Annotated in this window: 27 protein-coding genes; 13 read left to right on the top strand and 14 right to left on the bottom strand. The window is 60.0% G+C overall.

Features of this window, described 5'->3' with window-relative positions:
- The first annotated feature begins 119 nt into the window (after positions 1–119).
- Positions 120–662 (top strand): hypothetical protein, encoded by a 543-nt coding sequence (locus BLV18_RS15185; RefSeq protein ID WP_090359671.1) that lies wholly within the window; start codon positions 120–122, stop codon positions 660–662.
- A gap of 405 nt (positions 663–1067) precedes the next feature.
- Here the strand turns inward: BLV18_RS15185 and BLV18_RS15180 are convergent, their stop codons facing one another.
- Complete coding sequence (locus BLV18_RS15180; protein ID WP_090362325.1) at positions 1068–2753, bottom strand: ATP-dependent nuclease; 1686 nt, start codon at positions 2751–2753, stop codon at positions 1068–1070.
- A gap of 252 nt (positions 2754–3005) precedes the next feature.
- Between BLV18_RS15180 and BLV18_RS15175 the strand changes: the two genes are divergently transcribed.
- Both BLV18_RS15175 and BLV18_RS15170 read left to right on the top strand, forming a co-directional pair.
- A complete protein-coding gene (locus BLV18_RS15175; protein ID WP_090359669.1) occupies positions 3006–3188 on the top strand; it encodes a hypothetical protein in 183 nt (60 codons plus the stop codon).
- Positions 3189–3320: 132 nt separating this feature from the next.
- Entirely contained in the window at positions 3321–4547 is a 1227-nt protein-coding gene (locus BLV18_RS15170; RefSeq protein ID WP_139211029.1) for a hypothetical protein, read from the top strand.
- A gap of 37 nt (positions 4548–4584) precedes the next feature.
- Here BLV18_RS15170 and BLV18_RS15165 read toward each other — a convergent pair whose 3' ends face one another.
- The 5 genes from BLV18_RS15165 to BLV18_RS15145 form a co-directional block, all read right to left on the bottom strand.
- Complete coding sequence (locus tag BLV18_RS15165) at positions 4585–5004, bottom strand: hypothetical protein (protein ID WP_090359665.1); 420 nt, start codon at positions 5002–5004, stop codon at positions 4585–4587.
- Between the two features lie 66 nt (positions 5005–5070).
- Entirely contained in the window at positions 5071–5931 is an 861-nt protein-coding gene (locus tag BLV18_RS15160; protein ID WP_090359663.1) for an AbiJ-NTD4 domain-containing protein, read from the bottom strand.
- Positions 5932–6116: 185 nt separating this feature from the next.
- Positions 6117–6707: a recombinase family protein gene (locus BLV18_RS15155; RefSeq protein ID WP_090359661.1), complete on the bottom strand. Its 591-nt coding sequence runs from the start codon at positions 6705–6707 to the stop codon at positions 6117–6119.
- Between the two features lie 12 nt (positions 6708–6719).
- Positions 6720–7202, bottom strand: a complete 483-nt coding sequence (locus tag BLV18_RS15150; protein WP_090359659.1) for a YchJ family protein — start codon at positions 7200–7202, stop codon at positions 6720–6722.
- 1 nt (position 7203) lies between these two features.
- Positions 7204–7701, bottom strand: a complete 498-nt coding sequence (locus BLV18_RS15145) for a DUF6231 family protein (protein ID WP_090359657.1) — start codon at positions 7699–7701, stop codon at positions 7204–7206.
- A gap of 163 nt (positions 7702–7864) precedes the next feature.
- Here BLV18_RS15145 and BLV18_RS15140 point away from each other — a divergent pair, with 163 nt between their 5' ends.
- The 4 genes from BLV18_RS15140 to BLV18_RS15125 all read left to right on the top strand — a co-directional run bounded on the left by BLV18_RS15140 (position 7865) and on the right by BLV18_RS15125 (position 10523).
- Complete coding sequence (locus BLV18_RS15140; protein WP_049862210.1) at positions 7865–8569, top strand: PA1041 family peptidoglycan-binding anchor lipoprotein; 705 nt, start codon at positions 7865–7867, stop codon at positions 8567–8569.
- Positions 8570–8670: 101 nt separating this feature from the next.
- Positions 8671–9399, top strand: coding sequence for a PA1041 family peptidoglycan-binding anchor lipoprotein (locus tag BLV18_RS15135; RefSeq protein WP_090362322.1), 729 nt, complete (start codon positions 8671–8673; stop codon positions 9397–9399).
- 94 nt (positions 9400–9493) lie between these two features.
- Positions 9494–9772 carry a DUF1145 domain-containing protein gene (locus BLV18_RS15130; RefSeq protein ID WP_090359655.1) on the top strand — a complete coding sequence of 93 codons (279 nt, stop codon included), beginning with the start codon at positions 9494–9496 and terminating at the stop codon, positions 9770–9772.
- Positions 9765–10523, top strand: a complete 759-nt coding sequence (locus BLV18_RS15125) for a hypothetical protein (protein ID WP_049862208.1) — start codon at positions 9765–9767, stop codon at positions 10521–10523. The genes BLV18_RS15130 and BLV18_RS15125 overlap by 8 nt, the downstream gene beginning before the upstream one ends.
- Here the strand turns inward: BLV18_RS15125 and BLV18_RS15120 are convergent.
- Positions 10520–10990, bottom strand: coding sequence for a CopD family protein (locus BLV18_RS15120; RefSeq protein WP_090359654.1), 471 nt, complete (start codon positions 10988–10990; stop codon positions 10520–10522). The genes BLV18_RS15125 and BLV18_RS15120 overlap by 4 nt on opposite strands.
- Positions 10991–11087: 97 nt before the next feature.
- On the opposite strand from BLV18_RS15120, the gene dinG reads away from it, so the two are divergent.
- From dinG to BLV18_RS15095, 5 genes are all read left to right on the top strand, one after another.
- Complete coding sequence (gene dinG / locus BLV18_RS15115) at positions 11088–13232, top strand: ATP-dependent DNA helicase DinG (protein ID WP_090359652.1); 2145 nt, start codon at positions 11088–11090, stop codon at positions 13230–13232.
- 111 nt (positions 13233–13343) lie between these two features.
- Complete coding sequence (locus BLV18_RS15110; protein WP_090359650.1) at positions 13344–14489, top strand: serine hydrolase domain-containing protein; 1146 nt, start codon at positions 13344–13346, stop codon at positions 14487–14489.
- Between the two features lie 123 nt (positions 14490–14612).
- Positions 14613–15593: an OmpA family protein gene (locus BLV18_RS15105; RefSeq protein ID WP_090359648.1), complete on the top strand. Its 981-nt coding sequence runs from the start codon at positions 14613–14615 to the stop codon at positions 15591–15593.
- A 16-nt stretch (positions 15594–15609) separates the two neighbouring features.
- Positions 15610–16257 carry a pyridoxamine 5'-phosphate oxidase gene (gene pdxH, locus BLV18_RS15100; protein ID WP_090359646.1) on the top strand — a complete coding sequence of 216 codons (648 nt, stop codon included), beginning with the start codon at positions 15610–15612 and terminating at the stop codon, positions 16255–16257.
- A 176-nt stretch (positions 16258–16433) separates the two neighbouring features.
- Entirely contained in the window at positions 16434–16898 is a 465-nt protein-coding gene (locus BLV18_RS15095; protein WP_049862202.1) for an outer membrane lipoprotein, read from the top strand.
- A 61-nt stretch (positions 16899–16959) separates the two neighbouring features.
- Here BLV18_RS15095 and BLV18_RS15090 read toward each other — a convergent pair whose 3' ends face one another.
- The 7 genes from BLV18_RS15090 to BLV18_RS15060 all read right to left on the bottom strand — a co-directional run bounded on the left by BLV18_RS15090 (position 16960) and on the right by BLV18_RS15060 (position 24468).
- Entirely contained in the window at positions 16960–18576 is a 1617-nt protein-coding gene (locus BLV18_RS15090) for an NAD(P)/FAD-dependent oxidoreductase (RefSeq protein WP_090359644.1), read from the bottom strand.
- Positions 18577–18680: 104 nt separating this feature from the next.
- Entirely contained in the window at positions 18681–19358 is a 678-nt protein-coding gene (locus BLV18_RS15085) for a hypothetical protein (RefSeq protein ID WP_090359641.1), read from the bottom strand.
- Between the two features lie 146 nt (positions 19359–19504).
- Positions 19505–20206, bottom strand: a complete 702-nt coding sequence (locus BLV18_RS15080) for an ABC transporter ATP-binding protein (protein ID WP_090359639.1) — start codon at positions 20204–20206, stop codon at positions 19505–19507.
- Positions 20207–20974: a high-affinity branched-chain amino acid ABC transporter ATP-binding protein LivG gene (livG, locus tag BLV18_RS15075; protein ID WP_049862198.1), complete on the bottom strand. Its 768-nt coding sequence runs from the start codon at positions 20972–20974 to the stop codon at positions 20207–20209.
- Positions 20971–22224: a high-affinity branched-chain amino acid ABC transporter permease LivM gene (locus tag BLV18_RS15070; protein ID WP_090359637.1), complete on the bottom strand. Its 1254-nt coding sequence runs from the start codon at positions 22222–22224 to the stop codon at positions 20971–20973. The genes livG and BLV18_RS15070 overlap by 4 nt, the downstream gene beginning before the upstream one ends.
- The gene (gene livH / locus BLV18_RS15065; RefSeq protein ID WP_049862196.1) at positions 22221–23144 is read right to left on the bottom strand and encodes a high-affinity branched-chain amino acid ABC transporter permease LivH; all 924 of its coding nucleotides are present in this window, start codon (positions 23142–23144) and stop codon (positions 22221–22223) included. Before livH ends, BLV18_RS15070 begins: the two co-directional genes overlap by 4 nt.
- Positions 23145–23352: 208 nt before the next feature.
- On the bottom strand, positions 23353–24468 hold the full coding sequence (locus BLV18_RS15060) for a branched-chain amino acid ABC transporter substrate-binding protein (RefSeq protein WP_090359635.1): 1116 nt from the start codon (positions 24466–24468) through the stop codon (positions 23353–23355).
- A gap of 370 nt (positions 24469–24838) precedes the next feature.
- Between BLV18_RS15060 and BLV18_RS15055 the strand changes: the two genes are divergently transcribed.
- Positions 24839–25144 (top strand): DUF2288 domain-containing protein, encoded by a 306-nt coding sequence (locus BLV18_RS15055; RefSeq protein WP_090362321.1) that lies wholly within the window; start codon positions 24839–24841, stop codon positions 25142–25144.
- Positions 25145–25286: the final 142 nt, after the last annotated feature.

Here is a 25286-nt window from a genome sequence, read left to right as displayed (position 1 = left end):
CAAGGGCGAGCTTGTTGCGCCGAAACATCGTGGTCCATAATCACCGTCACGGTGCTGGCCCTTCGGCATCTAGCTGCCACCCCCACTGCCGGCAACGGTGTCACGCCAGGAGAGTTGCCATGAGCTTGTACGAGATCGTTTTCAGCGGTGAATGCGTGCCTGGCGCGTCGCTGGATCAGGTCAAGAGCAACCTGGCGACCCTGTTCAAGGCCGATGCCCAGCGTATCGAGCTGCTGTTTTCCGGGCGCCGACTGGTGCTCAAGAACAACCTCGATGCCCAGGCGGCGGAAAAGTACCGCGCAGCCCTGGCGCGCGCAGGCGCGATGGCGAGCATCGACGAGATGGCCCAGGAGATCGAGGAAATCATCATGACCGCGCCCGCCGCGGCAGGTGACTTCGGCCAGAAACCCATGGCCGCGGCACGCCGCGCCGAGGTCGTGCCGCGCGATGCCTACATGGCGGCGTTCGTAGCCGTCGACGCCCCCGATTTCGCCATCGCCGAGGTGGGCGCCGATCTGCAGGAGGACAAGCCCGCAGTACGTGCGCCGAACCTCAACCTGCAGCAGTTCAGCCTGGCGCCCGCAGGCAGCGACATGGGGCAGTTGCGGCACGAGGAAAACATTCAGGTGCCGGACATTTCCCATCTCAGGGTCATTGGCTGATGTAGCTGGCGCAGCACTTCTTGGATTGGTGCAACAAAACACTACCGCCACCGTCGGTTTATTTCTGTCTCGCCGCATATCGGCCCTGTTATAGCTAGACAAAACAAGCGGCATAAGCGACAAAGTAAGTCGTTTTTACGCCGCGGGGGTAAACGAGGGCGAGAAAAAATGTTATAATAAGTTGTAAGATTAAGAATCCGTTAAACCCTTCTAATCTTGAGTGAAATAGATAATTTGCTTGCTGGGTATGATCCTCCTGCAATCAAGCATAGCTTTGGGGGCACGAATTAATGTCAGGCATTAATCAAGAAGCAATCGCGAAGCTTGTTGGGCTTATTATCTCGACCACATACGCCACGAGGGTTGGCCTGACTTCGTCGCCAGGCCATTGCCGCCAATGGGGACTTAGTCAGGTATGCCTTTTCTCGACTGATCGCTTACCCAGCGTTTTACATCTCCGATAAATTCCCAGACATCTCCCTCAGCAGGTTTAATATACTCTGGTGCCTGCGGGTCTTCACCCATTCTCTCGAAGATAGATGTAAGCCACGTCCCTTTGTTACGCGAGACGGCTAGGTCGCTCAACCAGCTTTCGATTTCCCCGCAAGGAACTACGAAGACTCCGTAGGCCGCGAGTCGCTGGAAAAAATTTGTACATGCTTCTTTCTCATCTGGTGGAAGTATTGATACTCCTCCGGCTGTTTTCATATTTTTGCCGGTAGCATTGAATGCATCAAGCAGCGCTTTCCTTTCTTGATTTAATCCGACGTGGCTGATTGCTGGAATAAAAGCTCCATTCATAGGCTTCTGCCATACTGCGCCACCCTCTTTAATTATGTCGATATCAACAATTCCAGCCGCAGGTATACCCAGCTCCCTCAATGGTAAGACGATATCCCATACGGTTTGCTTGTTTTGTGCGTTGAGGAAAAGACATCCCTCTATTCCACGCGCATCTTTGCTTTGTAGTAGGCGCTCATTTATCTCCTGATAGAAGGCGCGGTCTGCGTCAGCTTCCGTGACGATAACGGCACTGTAAAACAACGCGTTCAATACCCCTACAGAGCGAAGTAATGGGTTCCGCATCAAATGCGTAAGTTTCTCCTTAGGTAGTAGCCTTGCCGTCGCTCTAGAGTAATCATAGGTGGTGCGCACTATATTAATCGGGGCTCCGCCTTGTACGCAGCCCATGAGGAAGCTTGCGCTATGGGTTGAAACAAACAGCCGACGATTGGTTCCCGCCAAAGCGGAGGTAATCTCCTTCCCGAGCCTTGAGCACAACGAAGGGTGCAGGAAGGCTTCGGGCTCATCTATCAACGTTATTTTTGGCTCACCTGCTATCAGCGTCGTCAACATCCCCACAAACGCTTTGACGCCATCGCTGCTGTCTCTAAGCAAAGGAGCCTTGGAGTGGAATGCAATTGAAGTTGCATCCCAGCCACGTTCTTCGTGAGCATCACGAGGAGGACGAGGTGATAGCCTAAGACGAAGTTGTCCAATATTAGTTGGGTCCACCACCAAGTATTGTGAGAAAGCTTCGTAGACGATTCTACGAACTTCCTCTCTCGCCTCATCATCTATAAATAGCTTTGCAAGGTGATTGGCTGGTGTGCTTTGGAGATCGCCCGCACTTTGATCGTTAATCAGCGATAGACGATTTGTTCCATCTAGCCGCAGTGTGAACACCCCCAGGAACTGCAAGTAATGATATCTGTTATGGAATATTGGGTTGCCCGCTTCCTGTTTGATCGTATCTAAATTGATTTGCGTTCTGAAAGGGTTGTTATGCTGTGGGTTTAGTTTTGCGATTAGTATATATCCGGGATTAATAATTTCGCCTGTTGTTGCCTGAACTTTGATCTTCGATATTTCGTGCTCAAAATCCTCTGGCTCCCAGCTTTGAAATTCAATATCTTTAACGACAACACCTCCTTGATAATCATGTGACCTTATGAAGGTCTCGATTTCGATTAGTGACTTAGATTTGCCACTATTGTTCGGACCCACGAAAATCGTGACAGGGGATAACTGAATTTCTAAAGGCTCGCTGTCAGGGGCGGAGCCAGCATGGAAACGAATTTTGTTTAACATGTACATCCCTGTCTCGTTGTTGAGTAAGCTGGCAGGCTAGCCAAAAGCAGGATGTTAGTCAATCAGTTGTGATTCGCCGCACAAGGCAGACAGGTCGGGGCAACTTTGAAAGAAGTGGCAACACCACTGCTATTATCTTTAATGGTGCTATGACGTTGTAACCCTTGCCTTAAAAGGGCTTCAAGCCATATAGGCGTTACAAATGTACGCGCTCGCATACGACATCACCTTACTCACATAGTAGAAAGCAACATGGCTACGCCATACGAATTCACATCACAAGGGGCGGCGATGTCAGCCGCCATGACTCTCATCGGCACCAGCCGCAAGAGGTTCATCGTCAGAGAAGTGTTCAACATTAACGGCCTTCGCCGCTGGGTAGTCGCACAACCCGACGGAAACGTCGCTGTTCCATTTGAGAAGTTCGCAGCATGAAAGTTTGCACATGCAAAGTGTGTGGGCATGTATTCACTTCTATGAGATTCTGATCTTTGTGCAGTCCATCATGCCGCCATACCCATCATTACCAACTATCACCAGTAATTCGGAACAAGGAAGAAGGTAGCCGTGATCGGACCATCCAAAGCAACAACCACCAAGGCAAAGAAGCGCCACAGTCGTAGATGCAGCAAATGCTCCAAAGTGTTTACCACTCCCACCGCCAGTAAGAAGTATTGCTCCGTGCAATGCACTCGTAAGACTGCCAACAGCAAGCGCCCCAAAGTTGACCACATCGAAAAGGCTCGCCACTCAGCACCGTTCTATCGTCTTGTGCAGGAGTGCAAACGTGCAGGAACTCTGGAAGTACTCAAGGGGCACACAGCCCAATCACTACTCGAAGTTATCCAGCTTCAAGCTCTGGCCTTCAAGTGCAACCAGTACGGAACAGCTCGCCTGTTCGAGCTTTCCCACATCGCCCCGGTCGAAGGTCAAACCCAAATCGGAATGTACTACGCTGATAACTTGGTGCTCAGCCCCCAGAAGCCCAACAAAGCCTATGGCACTAGCTACTACAGCGGCGGACGCCGCATTGCACGTTCAGACTGTCACCCTCGCCATGCCGTTCATGATAACGAACGCGATAGCGATGTGCTGGAACGCCTGATTGACTACCTCGGCAAGCCTTTGATTGACGAAGTTGTAAAGCTGGGCAAGATCAAACCGACACGCCGTAACGAGCTTCTACGCTGGCTACGTGAGTTCCTGAACCCATCTGACCCGGTGCATGCTCGTCACTTGAAAGACCTGGTAGCCATGACCACTGTTGCGTTGAGCACACTGCAATCGGAACTCAAGGGCAAGGAAGCGAAAGGATGGTCACCAAAGACGGTGAGGTATTCACTTGTAGCCGTACTGGTTATGGAGCTAGAGCGTCACGCTCAATATCGTTCAGGGCTGTCACAAGTGCTCGAAGACCTGCCTTACATCCAGTACCTACGCCTTCGGTCGACGGATGAAGTGGCAGACAGGGATTTTGAACAGGCCATCTTCGACCTACTTCATGGGAAGACGGTAGGCGATGTGCAACATGTCATTGATGACTTCGTGCAACGCAACACCAAGGTGATCGACTACGCCAGTCTTGAGGAAAGTTTCGGCACTGTGTATGAAAGGCCAGCTCGTAAGGAACGCATTCCAGCGTACAAGCCGATTCGTTTCCCTGTGCTACTCGCCAGAATCAAAACGCCAGCGTTCGCAGTGCCATTTGCGGACACGCTGGACGGCCAACCAGCCGACATCCTTCCTGTCTTGTTCAGCGTGCAACCAGAAGTCAGCTATGAACCTCTTCCATAGGAATGACGATCAAGCCCCTGCCAGTAATAGTGGGGGATTACAACACATCCCCTATATCGTCGAGGGAGAAAGACATTTTGTCATCCTTCCATCCAACACTGATTCCACTCTTCTTGCAAAACGCTAATGCTTTACTAGTCATCCCTTTGATATCAGGGTCTTTTCCTGCTTTGTATTGGGACTTGACGTAACTTACGATAATTTGCGAGTTTGTGTTAGCGGTGTTGCGAAGCGCCGCAAATGTCATCATTGGTAAGTCGTCTTTCTGTGCAATAGCTTTCATTCTGGTTTCAACTATATTCACCGAGCTGGTCATCACCTCAGGACTAATTTCTTTGACAGCCCAAAGATAACCGGCATACTTCGTGATGTTGGTTTGCTCCTCAGTTAGCAAGCTCGCGCCAGCGAGTGAAGCACAACCAAGTAAGAATAGGCCCAGTGCCGTTTGCTTAAACATTTTGTATTGCCGTAAACAGAAGCGTCCTCGTAGCGTACTGGAACCAGCTTAGTAATACCATTTAGATCAATTCTTGGTGCTATCTATGACAAAGTTGATAAACGCAGAACAGGTAATCAGCATGAACCGCGCATCAGCTTGAGTAAGATTCTGTACATCCATAAGGCAATGTCTGATACCATCGGCGTCAGATGTCCAGCCATACAATGAGGAGAAGGCTTTCTTCAGTGCAGGATGTAAGTTGTGATGCTTCTCCAGTTCGTTCAAGGCCGGGGCTAGTGTCGTAGCATTGCCTGTGAGCTGCTTTGCTAGGCTCTCGACAGCGCTGATAGATTCCTTAATGGAATTGCGATAGTCGGGATTCTCCCTGTCTGACATTAGTACCAATGCTGTCTGTAGGTGAGTGTTGACCCCTGCGTAACCGTTACCCCGCTTGATCGCATCTTCGATCTCGTGGATTTCTTCGCTAGATGTAATCGGTGTGACTTTGCCAGCCACAAAGCGATAGCCTGAATTCTCCCGCTGTAAAACCCTATTACACTCTCTAGCAATGTCTTCAGAATAGATAGGGTCGGTGTTGCCTACAGTGAATTCCATGAAGGCGTAAACTCTATCCCATCTAAGTTCATAAAACCTCTGGCTAATCTCTGGAACTAATTCATACCAGTAGGGCGGGATATTATCTACTCGAGTTTTGAAGAAGTCGGCATACAGCTTATTAACGTATTCATGGAAGTTGCAGCCTTTAACATATTGAAAGCTGCTATCGTAAGGTCTCTGATAGTGGTCGAATAACTCAATCGTCAACACGTTCCAAAGCGAATTCCTCAGTTCGGAAGTAATTTCATCGAGCTGCATCCTTGGTGTGGCAGGAATGATTCCCATGCGCTGGGAGAAATCAAGCTCAGGGGCTTTTGGGTCGGACATCTTTGCTTCCTTGGTTCTCGATGGCATGCACCAGTGTACAAGGTGGCTATCCTCTTGCCATTACCCTCGTTCGTTATCAATGATCTCGTGCAACGTCTGCCAAGGGTGCTGGGTAGCCTCATCATCATGCTTACACCCTGCCAAATGCGGGAATGACTTCTCCGACTGGGTGAGCGGCTGGGCCGTCATGCATCCGCAGCACGTTCAGGGTTCAGGACATAGCCGTCTAGTGTCAGGTCTAGCCATAGGGACCGGAGTTTACCGAGCGGCTTGCCAGTCTCCCACGCTAGCTTCTGTTTAGCCTGCGATGCCGCCGACACACGTACACCTTTAACAGCGCTTTCCTCGTGGGCGCGTACCATGCAGATGACGCTGATCAGGAAGTCGGTGACGTCGTAGTCCTGGGTGTACAGGTGATTGTCAGCGCTTGTGAATATGTTGATCCCTTTCGCTAGTAAATCGAGAAAGCGCGGAAGGGCATCGCGCACTCTCTCTCTGCTGAGACAGTCGAGGCTTTCAATCACCAGATAGCTACCCGCTGGGATTGACCCATCCTCTACATACCTCAGAAACCGCGCTAATTCTCCAGTATCGTCAAGATGCTTGCCCTTGTAAGCCGAACGCCCCTTATCGAAGAACAGATACTCAGCTGGGTCCGCTAAGTCTAACCCACGCCCCTCGGCGAACGCCTTTGCAGCCTTTGTCTGACGTGCGTAACTGTCCCCTGCTGACTGTGTTGCGTTGCTGAACCGCCCGTAACTAAAGACCTTGGACATCGTGCTCTCTACCTACAAATTAGCTTGTAGGTAATTGTGGCAGCACTTCTTGAACTTCTGCCCGCTCGCGCAGGGGCAGCTGTCGTTGCGGCTGGCCTTGAGTGGTACCGTCGGGTCGATGAAGTACCAGCGGCCGTCGTGCTGCACGAAGGCGGAGCGCTCGCGGTGGCAGTGTTCGCCGGCGCTGTCGTGCCAGCGGGCGCTGAAGGTCACGAAGGCATGTTCGGGTTGGCCGCCGAAAACTTCCGCCGCGACGACTTCCAGGCCCAGCCAAGTACTCTGCGAACTCCACTGGGAAATGGCCTGGCGGTCGAGACCGGCCTGCTGGGCGTGCAGGGTGGTGGCCACCAGATAATCGACCAGGCCCAGCACGTAGGCGCTGTAGCGCGAGCGCATCAGGCTCTGGGCGTCGGGGGCCGGCTGGCCTTCGTGATAGCGGCCGCAACAGGCCGGCAGCAGATTGCCACTTGCGCACGGACAGATCGAAACGCTCATATCACCACCAATACTTGCCAAAGTTTTCCGGGTTGGCCCAGAACTTGGCGTTGAGCCAATCCGGGACTTGTTTGTATTCGCGCACATCATAGGTGTACAGCGTGAGCACCTGCTGGTCGCGGGCAAAGCGCTCGCTGGCCTGCAGGGCCAGGGCGTAGAAGTCGGTATCGTTCCACCCGCTGGCGACCGGGTCGGCCAGCACGGCGATGCAGCTCGCATTGAGGTTGCGGATGCCGGCCAGCAGGCGCGTGCCTTCGGGCTTGCTCAAATGCTCCAGGCAATCCAGCGCCAGCGCCAGGTCGAAGCGCTGTCCGGCCAGATGCGCGGGCAGGGGGCCGGGCGCCGCTCTGGAGATCTGGGTTTCAGGGTGCGCCGCCTCGAACGCCGCCAGGGCGGGGAAGTCGCTGGCGCCGATCAGCAGCAGGCGCTGGGGCGCATGGCGTTCGAGCAGGGCCGCCAGGGCCTGTTGCGGGGTGCGGGCAGAAAATGCGTCGGTCATTGCTACTCCTCGGTCTTGGCCGTCACATTATAGGGCCTCGGCCTGATGGCCCAGCACTGATTGAGCCGCCCCGACATGGCTTATTGCTGGCGCATATGGCCTGGGCAGTCTTTACTCCCTGAACATCGGCCCCTGTCGCCGATTTCCCTGAGGAGAAACCTAGATGAGCATAGTTCGGACGGCGTTACCCTTGATCCTGGTCAGCAGTGTGCTGACCGGTTGCGCAGGCTTGCAGAAAACCGACTGGCCGATGTGTGCAGCCGTGGGCGGCGTGACCGGCGCGGCGCTGGGTGCCATCGAAAGCGGATCGCTGGCCGCCGGTGTCGGCGCAGCGGCGGCCGGTGTCGGTGCGGCCTATTGCTGGGTGCATGGCGATGGCGACGAGGATGGTGATGGCGTACCGGACAGCCGCGACAAGTGTCCCGGCACGCCCAAAGGCACACCGGTCGACGCCAACGGTTGCCCGCCGCCCGCTCCGGCGCCGATGCCCGTGGCCGCCGAACCGGCACCGCTGCCCAAGGAGGAAACGATCGTCATCCGCAACGTGCATTTCGAATTCGACAAGGCCACCCTCACCGCCGCCGACCGGGCGCAGCTCGATACCGTCGCTACCCGCTTGAAAACCGAGGCCACCACGGCGCGCCTGAGCGTCAGCGGTCATACCGACAGTGTTGGCAGAGACGCCTACAACCAACGCTTGTCCGAGCAGCGCGCCAAGGCGGTGACTGACTACCTGGTGAGCAGCGGCGTGCCGCGTGCCAGCGTGGTATCGGTCAAAGGCATGGGCGAAGCCCAACCGGTCGCCGACAACAACACCGCAGACGGTCGCGCCATGAACCGCCGTACCGAGATTCTCATCCAGCGTTGAACCTTTATCAGTGACCGCCAGTCGCCTTGTACAACGACCGGCGGCACGCTTTACTTCTTAGTTGCCGGCACCCGCCGGCGACTCAGGAGCCTTGAATGATGCTGAAAGATCTATCGCGGGCCGTACTTCCCGCTCTGCTGGTCGCTGGTGTGCTGGGCGGTTGCAGTACCACCCGTGATGGCGCATCTCCACTGAATTCACGTACCTGGCCGGTTTGCAGCGTGCTGGGCGGCCTGGTCGGTGGTGGCCTGGGTGCCATCGAAAGCGGAGCCTGGGCTGCCGGTGGCGGTCTGGCGGGCGCCGTAGCCGCTGGCCTGGTCTGCTACGCCCAGGATGGCGACAAGGACGAAGACGGCGTGTTCGACCGCCGCGACCGTTGCCCCGACACCCCTCCCAACACCCCGGTCAAACACAACGGCTGCCCGTTGCCCGTGTATCCGGCGGTCACCAAGGCGCCTGAGCCACCCGTGGCGGACATCCCCGAGGTCGTGACCTTGAGCGATGCTGGCGACGTGCCTTTCGAATTCGGCAGCGCCGAGCTCACTGGCAGCGCTCGTACCGAACTGACTTCCTTGGCCTCGCGCATCAAGGCCTCCCAGGTGGCTACGGTCAGGATCATCGGCCATACCGACAGCGTCGGCAGCGATGCCTTCAACCAGAAGCTGTCCGAGCAGCGTGCTGCCAGCGTGGTCTCCTTTCTGCTGTCGCAAGGCGTTGCGGCAGACAAGCTGAGCAGCGAAGGTCGCGGCGAAAGCGAGCCGGTCGACAGCAATGACACCGACGCCGGACGGGCCAAGAACCGTCGCGTGGAAATCCATCTGACGCATTGATGAACAGAGGCCGACAGAGCTTTTTCCTGCCGGCCTCTGGTCACCGCCACCCCCCAGCCGTTAATGTGCGCCTAGCCGATGCCGTGGGGGGCACATGAAAGGATTTCTGATTCTGGGTAAATGTCTGACGCTGCTGTTCTGGTGGGTGGTGCTGCTCAACCTGTTCCTGCCGATGGTCAAACCGTTTCATGCATTGATCAACCTGGCCGGCGGCACGCTGTTGCTGCTGCATGTGATCGAAGTCGTCGCTTTCAACAAGCGCCTGCGCGGGCGCAGCCATCCCTGGCTCGATCGCGTGCAGATCCTGCTGGCCGGGATCTTTCATATCCAATCCATTCCTGCACCGCTCGATACCGAGGCTAGCCATGCGTAAGCTGGGTCTGTTGGCAGTACTGTTTGCGCCGCTGGCATTGGCCGAGTCGGTCAGTGTCGAACCCCATTCCCTGCTGCGCCTGCCGGCCAGCTCCAGCGTGCTGCAGCTGCAACGGCTGGACGTGGCGGATTACGGCACCCTGTTGATTCCGGCCAACCTGACCGACCTCAGTGTCGAGCAATTGCGCCTGGGACATGAGGCACGCATCGCTGTTGTTCCGGGCGAGCAGGAACTGCGCCTGCGAGCGCAGCACGCCGAACTGGGCAGTGGCAGCCAGATCCTGGCCCGCGGGGCACCGGGCACTCACCAGAAGGCGGCGCGTGCGGGGCGTAATCTCGACGTACAGCTGCAATCGCTCAACGCTCAGGAATTGAACATCGATGCGCGCGGCGGCGCGGGCGCCGATGGCTATGCCGGTCTCGATGGCGGCAATGGCGAGGCGCCCGGCTGCACCTGGGGTTCGGCGGGACGCGGTGGCAATGGCGACAATGGTGGCGATGGCCTGCCGGGGGCGTCTGGCGCCAACGTCCGTCTGCGCGTACCGGCCACGTTTGCCAGCGAATCGATCAAGGTTCGCACCGATGGCGGCCAGGGCGGTGCAGCCGGTGTGCCGGGACGTGCAGGCGCCGGCGGCAAATCCAAGGGCTGCGTGGTGTACCGTGCCGAAGGCGGCAAGTCGGGCCGCGAAGGCTTGCCGGGACGTGTCGGCGAGGCGGGCGCCGCGGGCACCTTGAGCGTCCAGCGCTTCTAAACGTCGTTGAGCTGCCTGGCCACGGCCAGCACCACGACGGCCAGGCCCAGCAGCAGACCCGCGATGGCCAGGCGTCGCAGTTTTTTCGTGGCAGCCATGCCGTCCGCCCAGTCCTGGGCCGCGACGGCTTTGCGCAGCGCGGGCAGTTGCAGCCCCTGCATGCGCAGCAACAGCGCCGCCATGATCACGTACAGGCCCATCATGATCTGCACATCGCGTGGTGCCGTCTCGAAGCCGGTGAAGTGCAGGCGCAGCAGAGCGACGCCGCTGATCGGAAGAATCAGCACGGCTGCCCAGATCCAGCCGAACACCTGTGGGAAAATATCCGCCAGGCGCGTCAAGCGCCGAGCTCGCGAAGCCGCCGCAAGCCCGGCGGGGCGCAGGATCATCCAGGTCGCGAGCATGCCGCCCAGCCACATCAGTACAGCGAGCCCGTGCAGGGTTTGGAAGACGCCGTCGGCGCTCATGGTTATCTCCAGCCAGCACATCGAAGTCGAGCAGGGTATGATAGCGACCCGATGAGAAACACTGAAAATATATCCAGCCTTTCGCCATGACCAGTCGATGATCAGTAACGAACTCAAAACCACGATCCAGGGCGCCTACACGCGTTTTCTCGAAGCCAAGAGCCTCAAGCCGCGCTACGGCCAGCGTCTGATGATTGCCGAAATCGCCAAGGTATTGGGCGACATCGCCTGCGACGAAGAAGGTCGTCGCAGCGGCGATCCGGCCGTGGTGGCGGTCGAGGCGGGTACCGGTACGGGCAAGACGGTAGCCTACAGCCTGGCCGCCATTCCGGTCGCCAAGGCAGCCGGCAAGCGCCTGGTGATCGCCACGGCCACGGTGGCGCTGCAGGAGCAGATCGTCTTTAAGGACCTGCCCGACCTGATGCGCAACAGCGGTCTGAACTTCACCTTTTCCCTGGCCAAGGGCCGTGGGCGCTATCTGTGCCTGTCCAAGCTCGACGTGCTGCTGCAGGAAGGTCATGCGCAGAGCGCGACCGCGCAGTTGTTCGAAGAGGAAGGCTTCAAGATCGAGGTCGACGAGGCGAGCCAGAAACTGTTCACCAGCATGATCGAGAAACTGGCCGGCAATAAATGGGACGGCGACCGCGACAGTTGGCCGGTGGCCCTGGAAGACCAGCAATGGTCACGCCTGACCACCGATCACAGCCAGTGCACCAGCCGCCATTGCCCGAACTTCCAGCAATGCGCCTTCTACAAGGCGCGTGAAGGGATGGGCAAGGTCGATGTGATCGTCACCAACCATGACATGGTGCTCGCCGACCTGGCGTTGGGCGGCGGCGCGGTACTTCCCGATCCGCGTGACACCGTCTATGTGTTCGACGAAGGTCATCACCTGCCCGACAAGGCCATTGGTCATTTCGCCCACTACAGCCGCCTGCGCTCCACGGCGGACTGGCTGGAAACCACGGCCAAGAACCTGACCAAGCTATTGGCCCAGCACCCGTTGCCCGGCGACCTCGGGCGCCTGATCGAGCAGGTTCCGGAGCTGGCCCGCGAGATCAAGACCCAGCAGCAGTTCATGTTCAGCGCCTGCGAGCAACTGGCGGACTTCAAACCGGGCGAGGATATGGAAGGCCGCGAACGGCCACGCCATCGCTTCGTGGGCGGTGTGATTCCCGAGCACATGCGGGAAATGGGCATCGAGCTGAAGAAGGGCTTCTCCAAACTGACGGATCTGTTCACCCGCCTGAGCGAGCTGCTCAAGGAAGGCATGGACGGCGAGAAGAACGTCGGCATCGCCAGTCACCAGGCCGAAGAATGGTACCCCCTGTTCGGCAGCCTGCTGGCACGCGCACAGGGCAGCTGGGAGCTGTGGACCGCGTTCACCGCGGAAGACCCCGAAGACAGCCCGCCCATGGCCCGCTGGCTGACCCTGGCCGACAGCAGTGCGCTCTATGACATCGAGGTTAATGCCAGCCCGATCCTGGCGGCGGAAATGCTGCGTCGCAACCTGTGGAACGTTGCCTACGGCGCCCTGGTGACCTCGGCCACCCTGACGGCCTTGGGCAAGTTCGATCGGTTCCGCATGCGCGCCGGTATACCGAAAGCGTCGGTGACTGCCATCGTGCCCAGCCCCTTTCACCATGAGCAGGCAGGCGTGCTGCGGGTTCCCGATCTGCGCGCCGACCCCCGCGATGCGGCCGCGCATACGGCGGCCATCATCCGTGACCTGCCGGACCTGGTGGAAGGCTATCGCGGCTCGCTGGTGCTGTTTTCCTCACGCAAGCAGATGCAGGACGTGTTCGACGGGCTGGACCGCGACTGGCGCAAGCAGGTGTTCATCCAGGGCAACCTGTCCAAGCAGGAAACCCTGAACAAGCACAAGGCGCGAGTCGATGGCGGCGACTCCAGCGTACTGTTCGGCCTTGCCAGCTTCGCCGAAGGGGTCGACCTGCCAGGCGCCTACTGCGAGCACGTGATCATCGCCAAGATCCCCTTTGCGGTGCCCGATGACCCGGTGGAGGCGGCGCTGGCGGAATGGATCGAGGCGCGTGGCGGCAACCCGTTCATGGAGATCGCGGTGCCCGATGCCTCCCTGCGCCTGATCCAGGCTTGCGGGCGGCTGCTGCGTACCGAGCAGGACCGCGGCACCATCACGCTGCTCGATCGGCGCCTGGTGACCCAGCGCTACGGCAAGGCGATCCTCAATGCCTTGCCACCGTTCCGCCGCGAAATTTCGTGATGGCCTGTGCAGGCCAGATGAAACAATTCTCCCTGGCAGGGCGGTTCCCAAAGCGCTGAATCGCTGAAACAATGCCCTTCATTTTTTGCCACGCGGTCGATGGGAGTCAGGGTGCAGATACAAGGTCACTTCGAGCTGCAGTTCGAAGCCGTGCGCGAGGCGTTCGCGGCATTGTTCGACAACCCCCAGGAGCGTGGTGCCGCACTGTGCATCCAGATCGGTGGGGAAACGGTTGTCGACCTGTGGGCGGGAACCGCCGACAAGGACGGTGCCCAGGCCTGGCATAGCGATACCATCCTCAACCTGTTTTCCTGCACCAAGACCTTCACCGCCGTGACCGCCCTGCAGCTGGTCGCGGAAGGTAAGCTAGCGCTGGACGCGCCGGTAGCACAGTACTGGCCGGAATTCGCCGCAGCCGGCAAACAATCGATCACCCTGCGTCATCTGCTCAGCCACCAGGCCGGTCTGCCGGCCCTGCGTGACCTGTTGCCGCCCGAAGCGCTCTACGACTGGCCACGCATGACCGCCGCACTGGCCGCGGAAACGCCGTGGTGGTCGCCGGGCACGGGCCATGGCTATGCCGCCATCACCTACGGCTGGCTGGTCGGCGAGCTGCTGCGCCGAGCCGATCATCGCGGCCCCGGCGAATCGATCATGGCGCGGGTTGCCCGGCCTCTCGGGCTGGACTTCCATGTCGGGCTGCCCGACGAGGAGTTTCACCGCGTTGCACACATTGCCCGTGGCAAGGGCAACGTCGGCGACGAAGCGGCCCAGCGTCTGTTGCAGGTCACCATGCGCGAACCTGAAGCCATGGCCACCCGCGCCTTCACCAATCCACCGTCGGTGCTGACCAGTACCAACAAGCCGGAATGGCGCCGCATGGAGCAACCTGCGGCGAACGGTCATGGCAATGCCCGCAGTCTGGCCGGTTTCTACGCCGGCCTGCTCGATGGTAGCCTGCTCGAGCCCGAGTTGCTGGCAGAGCTGACCCGTGAACACAGCCTGGGCGTGGACAAGACCCTGATGACGCCAACCCGATTCGGTCTGGGCTGCATGCTCGATCAGCCGAAAGTGGCCAACGCCACCTTCGGCCTCGGCGCCGGTGCCTTCGGTCATCCCGGAGCCGGGGGGTCGGTCGGCTTCGCCGATCCGGAGCACGATGTTGCCGTGGGCTTCGCCGTGAATACACTGGGCCCCTATGTACTGATGGACCCGCGAGCGCAGCACCTGGTCCGCGTTCTGCGCGCTTGCCTCTGAAGCAATTGATCAGAAATCGACCAGCGGTCGTCCGTTGGGCTATGCCTGCACTACTCTATCAATCAATAATTTAGGCCGGTTTGTTAAACCGGTTTGTATTTACCAACACCTTGTGGAACCACCATGTCACCGAATAAATCCATCGCGTTTGCCTTGTGCCTGGCCGCTACCGGTTGTGCTCAAACTCCCCAGGATTCCTCGGCCCAGGGCGGGCATAGCTGGTGGCCATTTGGCCGTGACGCAGTCGCCAACAAGACGGCTGACAAGGACGTCGAGCAGGCCATCAACGAAAAGGTGGCCAAGGCCGACTCCAAGTCCGACAGCGAAAGCCGCTGGTGGTGGCCATTCGGTGCCAGCAGCACGCCTGCTCAGGCCAAGGTCGCCGAAGTGCCCAAGGTTGATCCCAAGGTCACCCAGGCCTGGCTCGACGCCTATGAGCCGAAGCTGCGCGAAGCCATCAAGGACAGCAAGTTCGAGCTCGAGCGTCGCGAAGACCTGTTGGTGATCACCGCGCCGGTCGACTCTTCGTTCAACCCGGACCGCCCTTCGATGTTGCTGCCGATCAGCCTCGGCCCGATCACCCGTGTGGCCAAGGCCATCGATGCCGACCACAAGACCGCCGTCCTGATTCTGGGCCACGCCGACACCAGCGGTGCGGCGCCGTTGAACCAGAAACTGAGTCAGGAACGCGCGCAGTCGATCGCCTCGATCTTCCGCCTCAGCGGCTTGCAGCGTGACCGCCTGACGTTGCGTGGCATGGGCTCGGTCATGCCGCGCGCCGCCAACGACAGCGTCGAAGGCCGGTCGCTGAACCGCCGCGTGGAAATTCTCCTGACCCCGCAGAACACCATGCTGGCGCTGCTGGCCAAGTACAACCAGCCGACCTTCACCGCCGCTGAAATGCTGGCGACCCAGGACGTCAAGGCTGTGCCAGCGCCGGCTGCCAAGCCAGCCGCCAAGGCGCCAGCCAAGGCTGCTACCGCCAAGAAGACCGCAGCCAAGCCCGCCGTGGCCAAGAAAGCTGCACCGGCTGCCAAGAAAACCGAGGCCAAGAAAGCTGTCGCCAAGAAAGCCGTGAACAACGACCAGGCCAAGGCGCACTGATGCAAGGATCGATGCCATGACGCAAGCCCTGGCCGATATGCGCCGTAGCTACACCCGTGATGGCCTGGACGAGGCCCAGGCGCCGTCCGAGCCGTTCAGCCTGTTTCGCCAGTGGTTTGGCGATGCGGTCAACACCGAACAGGCGCCGGTGGAAGCCAACGCGATGACGCTGGCGACGGTCGATGCCGACGGTCGTCCGCACTGCCGCGTGTTGCTGCTCAAGGGCCTGGATGAACAGGGTTTTACCTTCTTCAGCAACTACGACAGCGCCAAGGGCCAGCAGCTGGCGCAACGGCCGTTCGCGGCCATGACTTTCTTCTGGCCTACCCTCGAGCGGCAGGTCCGCATCGAGGGGCGGGTGAGCAAGGTGAGTGCGGCCGAGTCCGACGCCTATTACCAGGTCCGCCCACTGGGCAGTCGCCTGGGTGCCTGGGCGTCGCCGCAGAGCCAAGTCATTGCCGATCGTGGCGAACTGGAAGCGTTGCTTGAAGCGACAGAGCAGCGTTTCAGCGGTACCGAACCGCAGTGCCCGGCGCACTGGGGCGGCTACCGCCTGGTTCCTGATCGCATCGAGTTCTGGCAGGGGCGACCCAGTCGCCTGCACGACCGCCTGAACTACCGCGTCGAAGCCGGTTCGTGGATCCGCGAACGCCTGGCGCCCTGACCCTGCTCTGACCTTTTGCCACTGAACGTTGTCCAGACGGTCAGTGGCCGGTCGAGCATCCTGGCCTGCATCAGCCCCGTCTGACGCCAACATGACTTAAATTTTTATAGACCGTGTCGTGACAGCCGTTGCCCTGCGGCGTCTAATGAACACATGTCCCATGGAGTCCTGCCAAAATGCGCAAGTCAGTTCTGTTAGTTGCCTGCTTCACCACGATGTCCCTGTTGCTGGGCGGATGCGCCTCCAATCTGTCGGGCGACTCCTATTCGCGCGATGAAGCGCGCCGCGTGCAAACCGTGCGCATGGGCACCATCGAGTCGCTGCGTCCGGTCAAGATCGAAGGCACCAAGACGCCAATCGGTGGCGGTGCTGGCGCGGTGGTCGGTGGTGTTGCCGGCAGCGCGGTAGGCGGTGGCCGTGGCAGCATCGTCGCGGCCGTGATCGGCGCCGTGGCCGGTGGCTTGTTGGGTTCGGCGACCGAGGAAGGTTTCACCCGCACCCAAGGCGTGGAAATCACCGTGCGCGAGGATGACGGCAGCATGCGTGCCTACGTTCAGGCCGTGCAGGAGAACGAGATTTTCCGCGTGGGCGAACGTGTCCGCATCATGACGGTAGACGGCACCAGCCGCGTCGCTCACTAAGCGAACCCTGTCATGAAAAAACCGGCCTCGGCCGGTTTTTTCATGCTTGCGGATCGGCCACCTAGGCCGGCTGCAGGCCAAGGATGTCGCGGGCCACGGCTTCGGCAATGCGTACACCGTCGACACCGGCGGAGAGAATCCCGCCGGCATAGCCTGCGCCTTCACCGGCTGGGAACAGGCCTTTGAGATTGAGGCTCTGGTAGTCGACGCCGCGGGTGATGCGCAGCGGCGAGGACGTACGGGTCTCGATACCGGTCAGTACGGCGTCGTGCATCGAGAAGCCTCTGATCTGGCGCTCGAAGGCCGGCAGCGCTTCGCGGATCGCTTCGATGGCGAATTCCGGCAACGACAGCGCCAGGTCGCCCAAGGTGACGCCGGGCTTGTAGGAAGGCTCGACGCTGCCCAGTGCGGTGGACGGCTTGCCGGCCACGAAGTCGCCCAGCAGCTGTGCGGGCGCCTGGTAGTTGCTGCCGCCCAGCAGATAAGCAGTGGATTCGAGCTGCTCCTGCAGCTCGATCCCGGCCAGCGGGCCGCCTGGATAATCCTGCTCGGGTGTGATGCCGACGACGATGCCGGAGTTGGCATTACGCTCGTTGCGCGAGTACTGGCTCATGCCGTTGGTGACCACGCGACCCGGTTCGGACGTCGCCGCCACCACGGTACCGCCAGGGCACATGCAGAAGCTATAGACCGACCGGCCATTCTTGGCGTGGTGCACCAGCTTGTAGTCAGCCGCGCCCAGCTTCGGATGCCCGGCGTATTTGCCCAGTCGAGCCCGGTCGATGATGCCTTGCGGATGCTCGATACGGAAACCGATGGAAAAAGGCTTGGCTTCCATGAACACGTTGCGCGCGTGCAGCATGCGGAAGGTGTCGCGGGCGCTGTGCCCCAGGGCCATGATCACGTGATTGGAATGCAGCTGCTCGCCGCTTTCCAGGACTACACCCTGCAGACGCTCGCCATCGATCAAAAGATCGGTGACCTTTTGCTCGAAACGGATCTCGCCGCCCAAAGCGATGATCTGCTGGCGCATGTTCTCGACCATGCCGGTCAGGCGGAACGTCCCGATGTGCGGCTTGCTGACGTAGAGGATTTCCTCGGGCGCGCCGGCCTTGACGAATTCATGCAGGACCTTGCGCCCGTGGTGGTACGGGTCCTTGATCTGGCTGTAGAGCTTGCCGTCGGAGAAGGTACCGGCGCCACCCTCGCCGAACTGCACGTTGGATTCGGCGTTCAGCACGTTCTTGCGCCACAGGCCCCAGGTGTCCTTGGTGCGCTGACGCACCTCCTTGCCACGCTCGAGCACGATGGGCTTGAAGCCCATCTGCGCGAGCAGCAGGGCGGCAAAGATCCCGCAAGGTCCGAAACCTACCACCAAGGGACGCTGGGCATAGTCCTGCGGTGCATGCCCGACGATCTTGTAGCTGACATCCGGAGCCACGTTGACGTTGTGGTCATCGACGAAGCGCTCAAGCACGTCGGCTTCGCCATTCACCTGCAGATCGATGGTGTAGATGAACTGCAGTTCGCTGTTCTTCTTGCGCGCATCGTAGCTGCGCTTGAACAGGGTGAAGTCCAGCAGGTCGGCGTCGGCGATGCCCAGGCGCTGCACGATGGCAGGGCGCAGGGCGTCGTCGGAGTGGTCCAGGGGCAACTTGAGTTCGGTGATTCGTAGCATGACAGGTCCAAAAATCCGGGCGCGCCCCGGGGGCATAACAGAACCCGGCATTATAAACGCGATGCGCCGCCCGACGTCAGGTAAAAAACGCCGGACGGTGCGGGTTACTGGTTGCGCGCTCCGCCGAAGGTGGCGCAACCACGCTGTACCACGCCGTTCACCCGCAGTTCGGCGGAGAGGAACTGCACACCGGTGTTGCGCGAATCCACACAGCGCTGGGGAGCCACCCACAGCTCGATGCGCTGGTTGTTGGCTTCTGTGGACAGGTTGAAGCGACCGCCGCCGACCTGCTCTTCGACGTAGGGCAACGCGAGGGGGGCCTGACCTTCACGGTCCACGACCATGCCCTGGCCCGTGACCCTGACCTGCCAGCGCGGGGACTCGCCACCGGCGCTCAGGCTGGACAGTTTGAAGTCCGGGTCCTTGCACGCGGCCAGCGAGCGATCGAGTCGATACAGTTGATGCAGGCGCAACTGGCCATCGGTGCCGCCGTTGGTGCTGGCATCGAAACGCCCGCGCAGGTCGGCGTAGACCACAGGGCGATTGCCGGCCAGCTGCGAAGCTTCCTGCAGCACGCCGGTATCGTTGCTGTCGATGACCGCGTAGCGGCGCGGATCGCCGCAGGGCTGGAAGAACAGTCGGCCGTTGTCACCTTGCAGCGCGCCTTGCATGCGCGTTAGACCGGCGGTGGAGGGCGCGTCAGGTGCGCGGTTGAAGAAGGATTGACAACTGGCGAGCAGCGGCAGCAGGGCAAGCATGGCAAGGGAGCGGGGGAGGTGCATCGTGGGTCTCCTGAACAATGAAGGGCACGGTAGCACGGGGGGCGTGAAAAGCGTGTTCATGGGGATTTTGTGTTGGCAGTGTCGGCCTCTTCGCGGGCTGAGCCCTCTGCCCGCGAAAGGGCGCTGCAGTGCGCCTGGCGGTCCACTCAACCGCCCAGATAGGCCTCGCGCACCTTGGGGTCGGTCAGCAGGGCTTCGCCAGTGCCCTGCATGACCACCCGACCATTTTCCAGCACATAGGCGCGGTCGGCGATCTTCAGGGCCTGGTTGGCGTTCTGCTCCACCAGAAACACGGTCACGCCGTCGCGGCGCAACTGTTCGATGATGTCGAAGATCTGCTGGATGATGATCGGAGCCAGGCCCAGCGAGGGTTCGTCGAGCAGCAGCAGCTTGGGTTTGCTCATCAGCGCGCGACCGATGGCCAGCATCTGCTGTTCGCCGCCGGACATCGTGCCGCCGCGCTGGCTGAAGCGTTCCTTGAGCCGCGGGAACAACGCCAGGACCTTGTCCATCTGTTCCTGGTAATCACCCTTGTCGGTGAAGAACCCGCCCATGGCCAGGTTTTCCTCGACGGTCAGGCGCGCGAACACCCGACGGCCCTCGGGCACCACGGCAATGCTCTTGCGCATGATTTCCGCCGATTCCTTGCCCACCAGCTCTTCGCCCATGTAGCGAATGCTCCCCGAGTGCGCCCGTGGCGCGCCGCAGAGGGTCATCAGTAGGGTGGATTTGCCCGCGCCGTTGGCACCGATCAGCGTGACGATCTCGCCCTGGCGGACCTCCACGTTGACTCCGTGCAGCGCCTGGATCTTGCCGTAGAAGGTGGAAACGTTTTCGAACTGCAGCATTTACGCTTCCCCCAGGTAGGCTTTGATGACGTCAGGATTGTCACGGATCTGTTCGGGTGTGCCATCGGCCAGGGGCGTGCCCTGGTTGATCACGACGATGTGGTCGGAAATGCTCATCACCAGCTTCATGTCATGCTCGATCAGCAGCACGGTGGCATTGTGTTCTTCACGCAGAACGCCGATCAGCGCCTTCAGGTCATCGGTTTCACGCGGGTTGAGGCCGGCAGCGGGTTCGTCGAGCATCAGCATGCGCGGTCGCGTCATCATGCAGCGGGCGATTTCCAGGCGGCGTTGCTGGCCATAGGCGAGCGTGCCCGCAGTGCGGTTGGCGAACTCCTTGAGGTTGACCTTTTCCAGCCAGTATTCGGCGTACTCCATGGCGTCCCTTTCGCTCTTGCGAAAGTTCGGCGTCTTGAACAGACCGGCGAAGAAGTTGGTGTTCAAGTGCCGATGCTGGGCGATCAGCAGGTTTTCCAGCGCGGTCATTTCCTTGAACAGGCGTACGTTCTGGAAAGTGCGCACCACGCCCTTGCGGGCGATCTGATGGCCTGGCAGACCCTGGATCGGCTGGCCATCGAGCAAGATGGTTCCGCCGCTGGGCTTGTAGAAACCGGTCAGGCAGTTGAACACCGTGGTCTTGCCAGCCCCGTTGGGGCCGATCAGGGCCACCACCTGCTTTTCCTTCACGCTCAGGGCCACACCGTTGACCGCCAGCAGGCCGCCGAAGCGCATGCTCAGGTCAGTGACTTGCAGAATGTTCTGGCTCATTTGCGCAGCTCCAGGTGGGGACGCTGCATCGGAAGCAAGCCTTGCGGACGCCAGATCATCATCAGCACCATCAGGGCGCCGAACATCAACATGCGGTAGTCGCTGAACTCACGCATCAACTCGGGCAGCAGGATCATCACGATGGCGGCGAGGATCACCCCCAGCTGCGAACCCATGCCACCCAACACGACGATGGCGAGAATGATCGCCGACTCGATGAAGGTGAACGACTCAGGGGTAACCAGGCCTTGGCGCGCGGCGAAGAAGCTGCCGGCAAAGCCTGCGAAGGCTGCGCCCAGGGTGAACGCGGAAAGCTTGATCACGGTCGGGTTCAGGCCCAGCGCGCGGCAGGCGATCTCGTCTTCGCGCAAGGCTTCCCACGCACGGCCAATGGGCATGCGCAGCAGGCGATTGATGACGAACAGCGCGGCCAGGGCCATCAGCAGGGCGATCAGGTAGAGGAAGATGACCTTGCTGATCGGGCTGTATTCCAGACCGAAGAACTGGTGGAAGGTCTGGCTGCCTTCAGCGGCGCGGCGTTCGAACGTCAGGCCGAACAACGTCGGTTTCTCGATGTTGCTGATGCCGTTCGGGCCACCGGTGATATCGGTAAGGTTGCGCAGGAAAATCCGGATGATTTCGCCGAAGCCCAGCGTCACGATAGCCAGGTAGTCACCGCGCAGACGCAGCACCGGGAAGCCCAGCAGGAAGCCGAAGGTGGCCGCCAGCAGGCCTGCCAGCGGCAGGCATTCCCAGAAGCTCAGGCCGAAATAGTGCGACAGCAGGGCATAGCCGTAGGCGCCGACCGCGTAGAAGCCGACGTAGCCCAGGTCGAGCAGGCCCGCCAGACCGACCACGATGTTCAGCCCCAGGCCGAGCATGACGTAGATCAGGATCAGGGTCGCGATGTCGACCGCGCCGCGTGAACCGAAGAACGGCCAGATGAAGGCCAGCACCACCAGGGCCAGGATGACCCAGCGCTGGGTGCTGGGCAGGGTCAGGAAGTTCGAGGCCTTGGCCGGTATCAACGGGCGGCTCGAATCGCGGCGCAGGCCGCCGATGCGTTCGGCGAACAGCACCCGCAGGAACATCAGCACCGAGCAGCCGGCAATGGTCAGCAGGGTACCGGTGCTGGCGTTCTGCACAACCAGGGTGACACCGGAGAAGGCCAGTTTCAGGCCCAGTACCGGGTAGGCCACGGCCCACACCAGTGCCGCGCTGAAGAGCGCGGATCGAAGAGACTTGCTCATACTTTCTCAACCTCCGGACGGCCCAGGATGCCGGTCGGCCGGAACAATAGAACCAGGACCAGCAGGCCGAACGAAACGACGTCCTTGTACTGGTCACCGAAGATATCCGCGCCGAAGGCTTCGGCCACGCCCAGAACCAGGCCGCCGAGCATGGCACCTGGAATGCTGCCGATGCCGCCCAGAACAGCAGCGGTGAAGGCCTTGAGCCCGACCAGGAAGCCGGCGCTGGGGTTGATCACGCCGTACTGCATGCTCAGCAGCACCGCTGCGACGGCCGCCAGGGCCGCGCCGATGACGAAGGTCAGGGCGATGATCGCGTTGGTATTGATGCCCAGCAGGTTGGCCATCTTCATGTCCTCGGCGCAGGCGCGACAGGCGCGGCCCATGCGCGAGCGGGAAATGAACAGGGTCAGGCCGTACATCGCGGCCAGCGTCACCATGAACACCAGGATCTGCATGTAGGAAATCTGCACTTCCTCGGCGCCACCGGGGCCGAAGGTCAGGCTGCCGGGAAGCAGGTTGGGAATGGCGAAGTTGCCCGAGCCCTGGGACAGCTGCACCGAGTTCTGCAGGAAGATCGACATGCCGATCGCCGAGATCAGCGGGATCAACCGGTTGCTGTTGCGCAGCGGCCGATAGGCGACTCGTTCGATGCTGTAGCCATAGGCGCTGGTGACCAGGATGGCGGCGGCGAAGCCGGCGATCATCAGGATCGGAAGACTGTGGATGCCCAGCATGGCCAGGCCCGCCAGGACAATGAAGGTGACATACGAACCGATCATGTACACCTCGCCATGGGCGAAGTTGATCATGCCGATGATGCCGTACACCATCGTGTAGCCGATGGCGATCAATGCATAGGTGCTGCCGATGGTCAGGCCATTCACCAACTGCTGCATGTAGTGGAATAGTTCAGGCATTTACCGCGCTCCTAAAAACCTGTTCGCATTTCTCCGGCCATGTCCGAGCGCTCTCCTTGGCGCAGTGTTGCCGGGCAGGGCAGGTGAACCGCTGGTCACGGTTTCAAGATTTTCAGGGGGCCAGTTGGTGGATTGCACCGGCTGTACCCGTCACTCGTAAAACAAAGCCCACTGCGGTGCAGTGGGCTTTGTGGGGGTGTTGCCAGGCTTACTGGGCGGCTTCGGTCTTCGGCTTGCCGAAGTGCCACTCGTAGACCACGAACTGGAAGTTCTTCAGGTCGCCCTTGGTGTCGTAGCTCAGCTCACCCATTGGCGTCTTGAAGGTACCGGCGTGAATGGCCGCAGCCACCTTGTCGGTGTCTTCGCTCTTGGCAGCGGTGATGCCGTCGGCAATCACTTGCACAGCCGAGTAGGACGGGTAGACGAACGGACCGCTAGGATCCTGTTTCTTGTCCTGGAAGGCCTTGGTCAGAGCGACGTTGGTCGGGTCCTTGTCGAACGACTTGGGCAGGGTGACCAACAAACCTTCGGAGGCTTCGCCGGCGATCTGCGAAATCGAGTCGTTACCCACACCTTCAGGGCCCATGAACTTGGCGTTCAGGCCTTTTTCCTTGGACTGGCGCAGGATCTGGCCCAGTTCCGGGTGGTAGCCGCCGTAGTAGACGAAGTCGACATTGGCCTGCTTGAGCTTGGCGATCAGCGAGGAGAAGTCCTTGTCGCCGGCATTGATGCCTTCGAACACGGCGACCTTGACGCCTTTGCCTTCCAGGGTGGTCTTGACCGCGCTGGCAATGCCTTCGCCGTACTGCTGCTTGTCGTGGATCACGGCCACGGTCTTGGGCTTGACCACGTCGGCGATGTAGTTGCCGGCGGCAGGGCCCTGGGCGCTGTCCAGGCCGATGGTACGGAAGACCAGCTTGTAGCCACGTGCGGTGAGCTCGGGACTGGTGGCCGCCGGGGTGACCATGATGATGCCTTCGTCTTCGTAGACGTCGGAGGCAGGCTGGGCGGAGCTGGAGCACAGGTGGCCGACGACGAACTTGACGCCGTCGTTGACCACTTTGTTGGCGACCGCAACGGCTTGCTTCGGATCGCAGGCATCGTCGTATTCGACCGCTTCGAGCTGCTTGCCGTCGACGCCGCCCTTGGCGTTGATCTGCTCGATGGCCATCTTCGCGCCGTTGAATTGCATCACGCCGTATTCGGCGACCGGACCGGTCTTGGGACCGGCGATACCGATCTTGATGGTGTCGGCCGCCATCGAGTGGCTGGCGACGCCGGCCAGAACCAGAGCGGCAAACAGTTTGGAAATCTGCTTATTCATTAGTGCTCCCTTTTTGCGTTGTATTTTTTATAGTCCTGGCCGAACAGGCGACGGACCGAATCTTGGCCATCCCCACCGCTTTACCCCGTCGGCGAGACATGACACACGACATCCGAATCTGCACCCGACAACTGTACCGGTACAGTGTAGAGCGCCGCTTTATCCGTTGGAAAGCTGGCGTTTGCAGCGAAATCGATCGGTTGTCGCTAAATCGACATAAAGTTACAGATTCGAGTACATTTCGGCGGGTGACAGCGCCATAAAGCCCCGAATACAAGGGCAAAACTCGAAGCTGTATATTGCAACCGGGTTTTTCCAGGTGATTCGGACGGCTATCATGGCGCCGATTTTTTTCCTGACGGTAAAACCCATGACTGAAAACGCTAGCACCCTCTATGCCAAGCTGCTGGGCGAGACTGCAATTATTGAATGGCAGGCGCTGCAGCCCTTTTTCGCCAAGGGTGCCCTGTTGTGGGTCGATCCTGCGCTGGATTTGATCACGGTGGCGCAAGCGTTGGCTGAAGACGCACACGCGTTGGTAGCTCGATGGCTGGCCGATGGGCAGGTCGAGAAGCTGTCTGCGCCGCGGGCTCTGGATTTCTGCGAGCGCGATCCGACGCTATGGGCGGTGGTGGTTTCACCCTGGGTAGTGATCCAGGAAAGGGCGTCGCAGTAAAAGCTGCACCGCACTGGTGCGGCGCTGAGTCATTATTGGCGGGGGCTGTTCAGCGCTGCATCCGATGGCGAGACAAGCGCAAGGCGTGGGAGTGAGCGAGCGACACGCTCAGTAACAGGTGGGGTGAAACCGTAACGCCATG

This window comes from Pseudomonas coleopterorum, from assembly GCF_900105555.1.
Taxonomy (GTDB): Bacteria; Pseudomonadota; Gammaproteobacteria; order Pseudomonadales; family Pseudomonadaceae; genus Aquipseudomonas; species Aquipseudomonas coleopterorum.
This window is presented reverse-complemented; position numbering and strand designations above follow the sequence as displayed.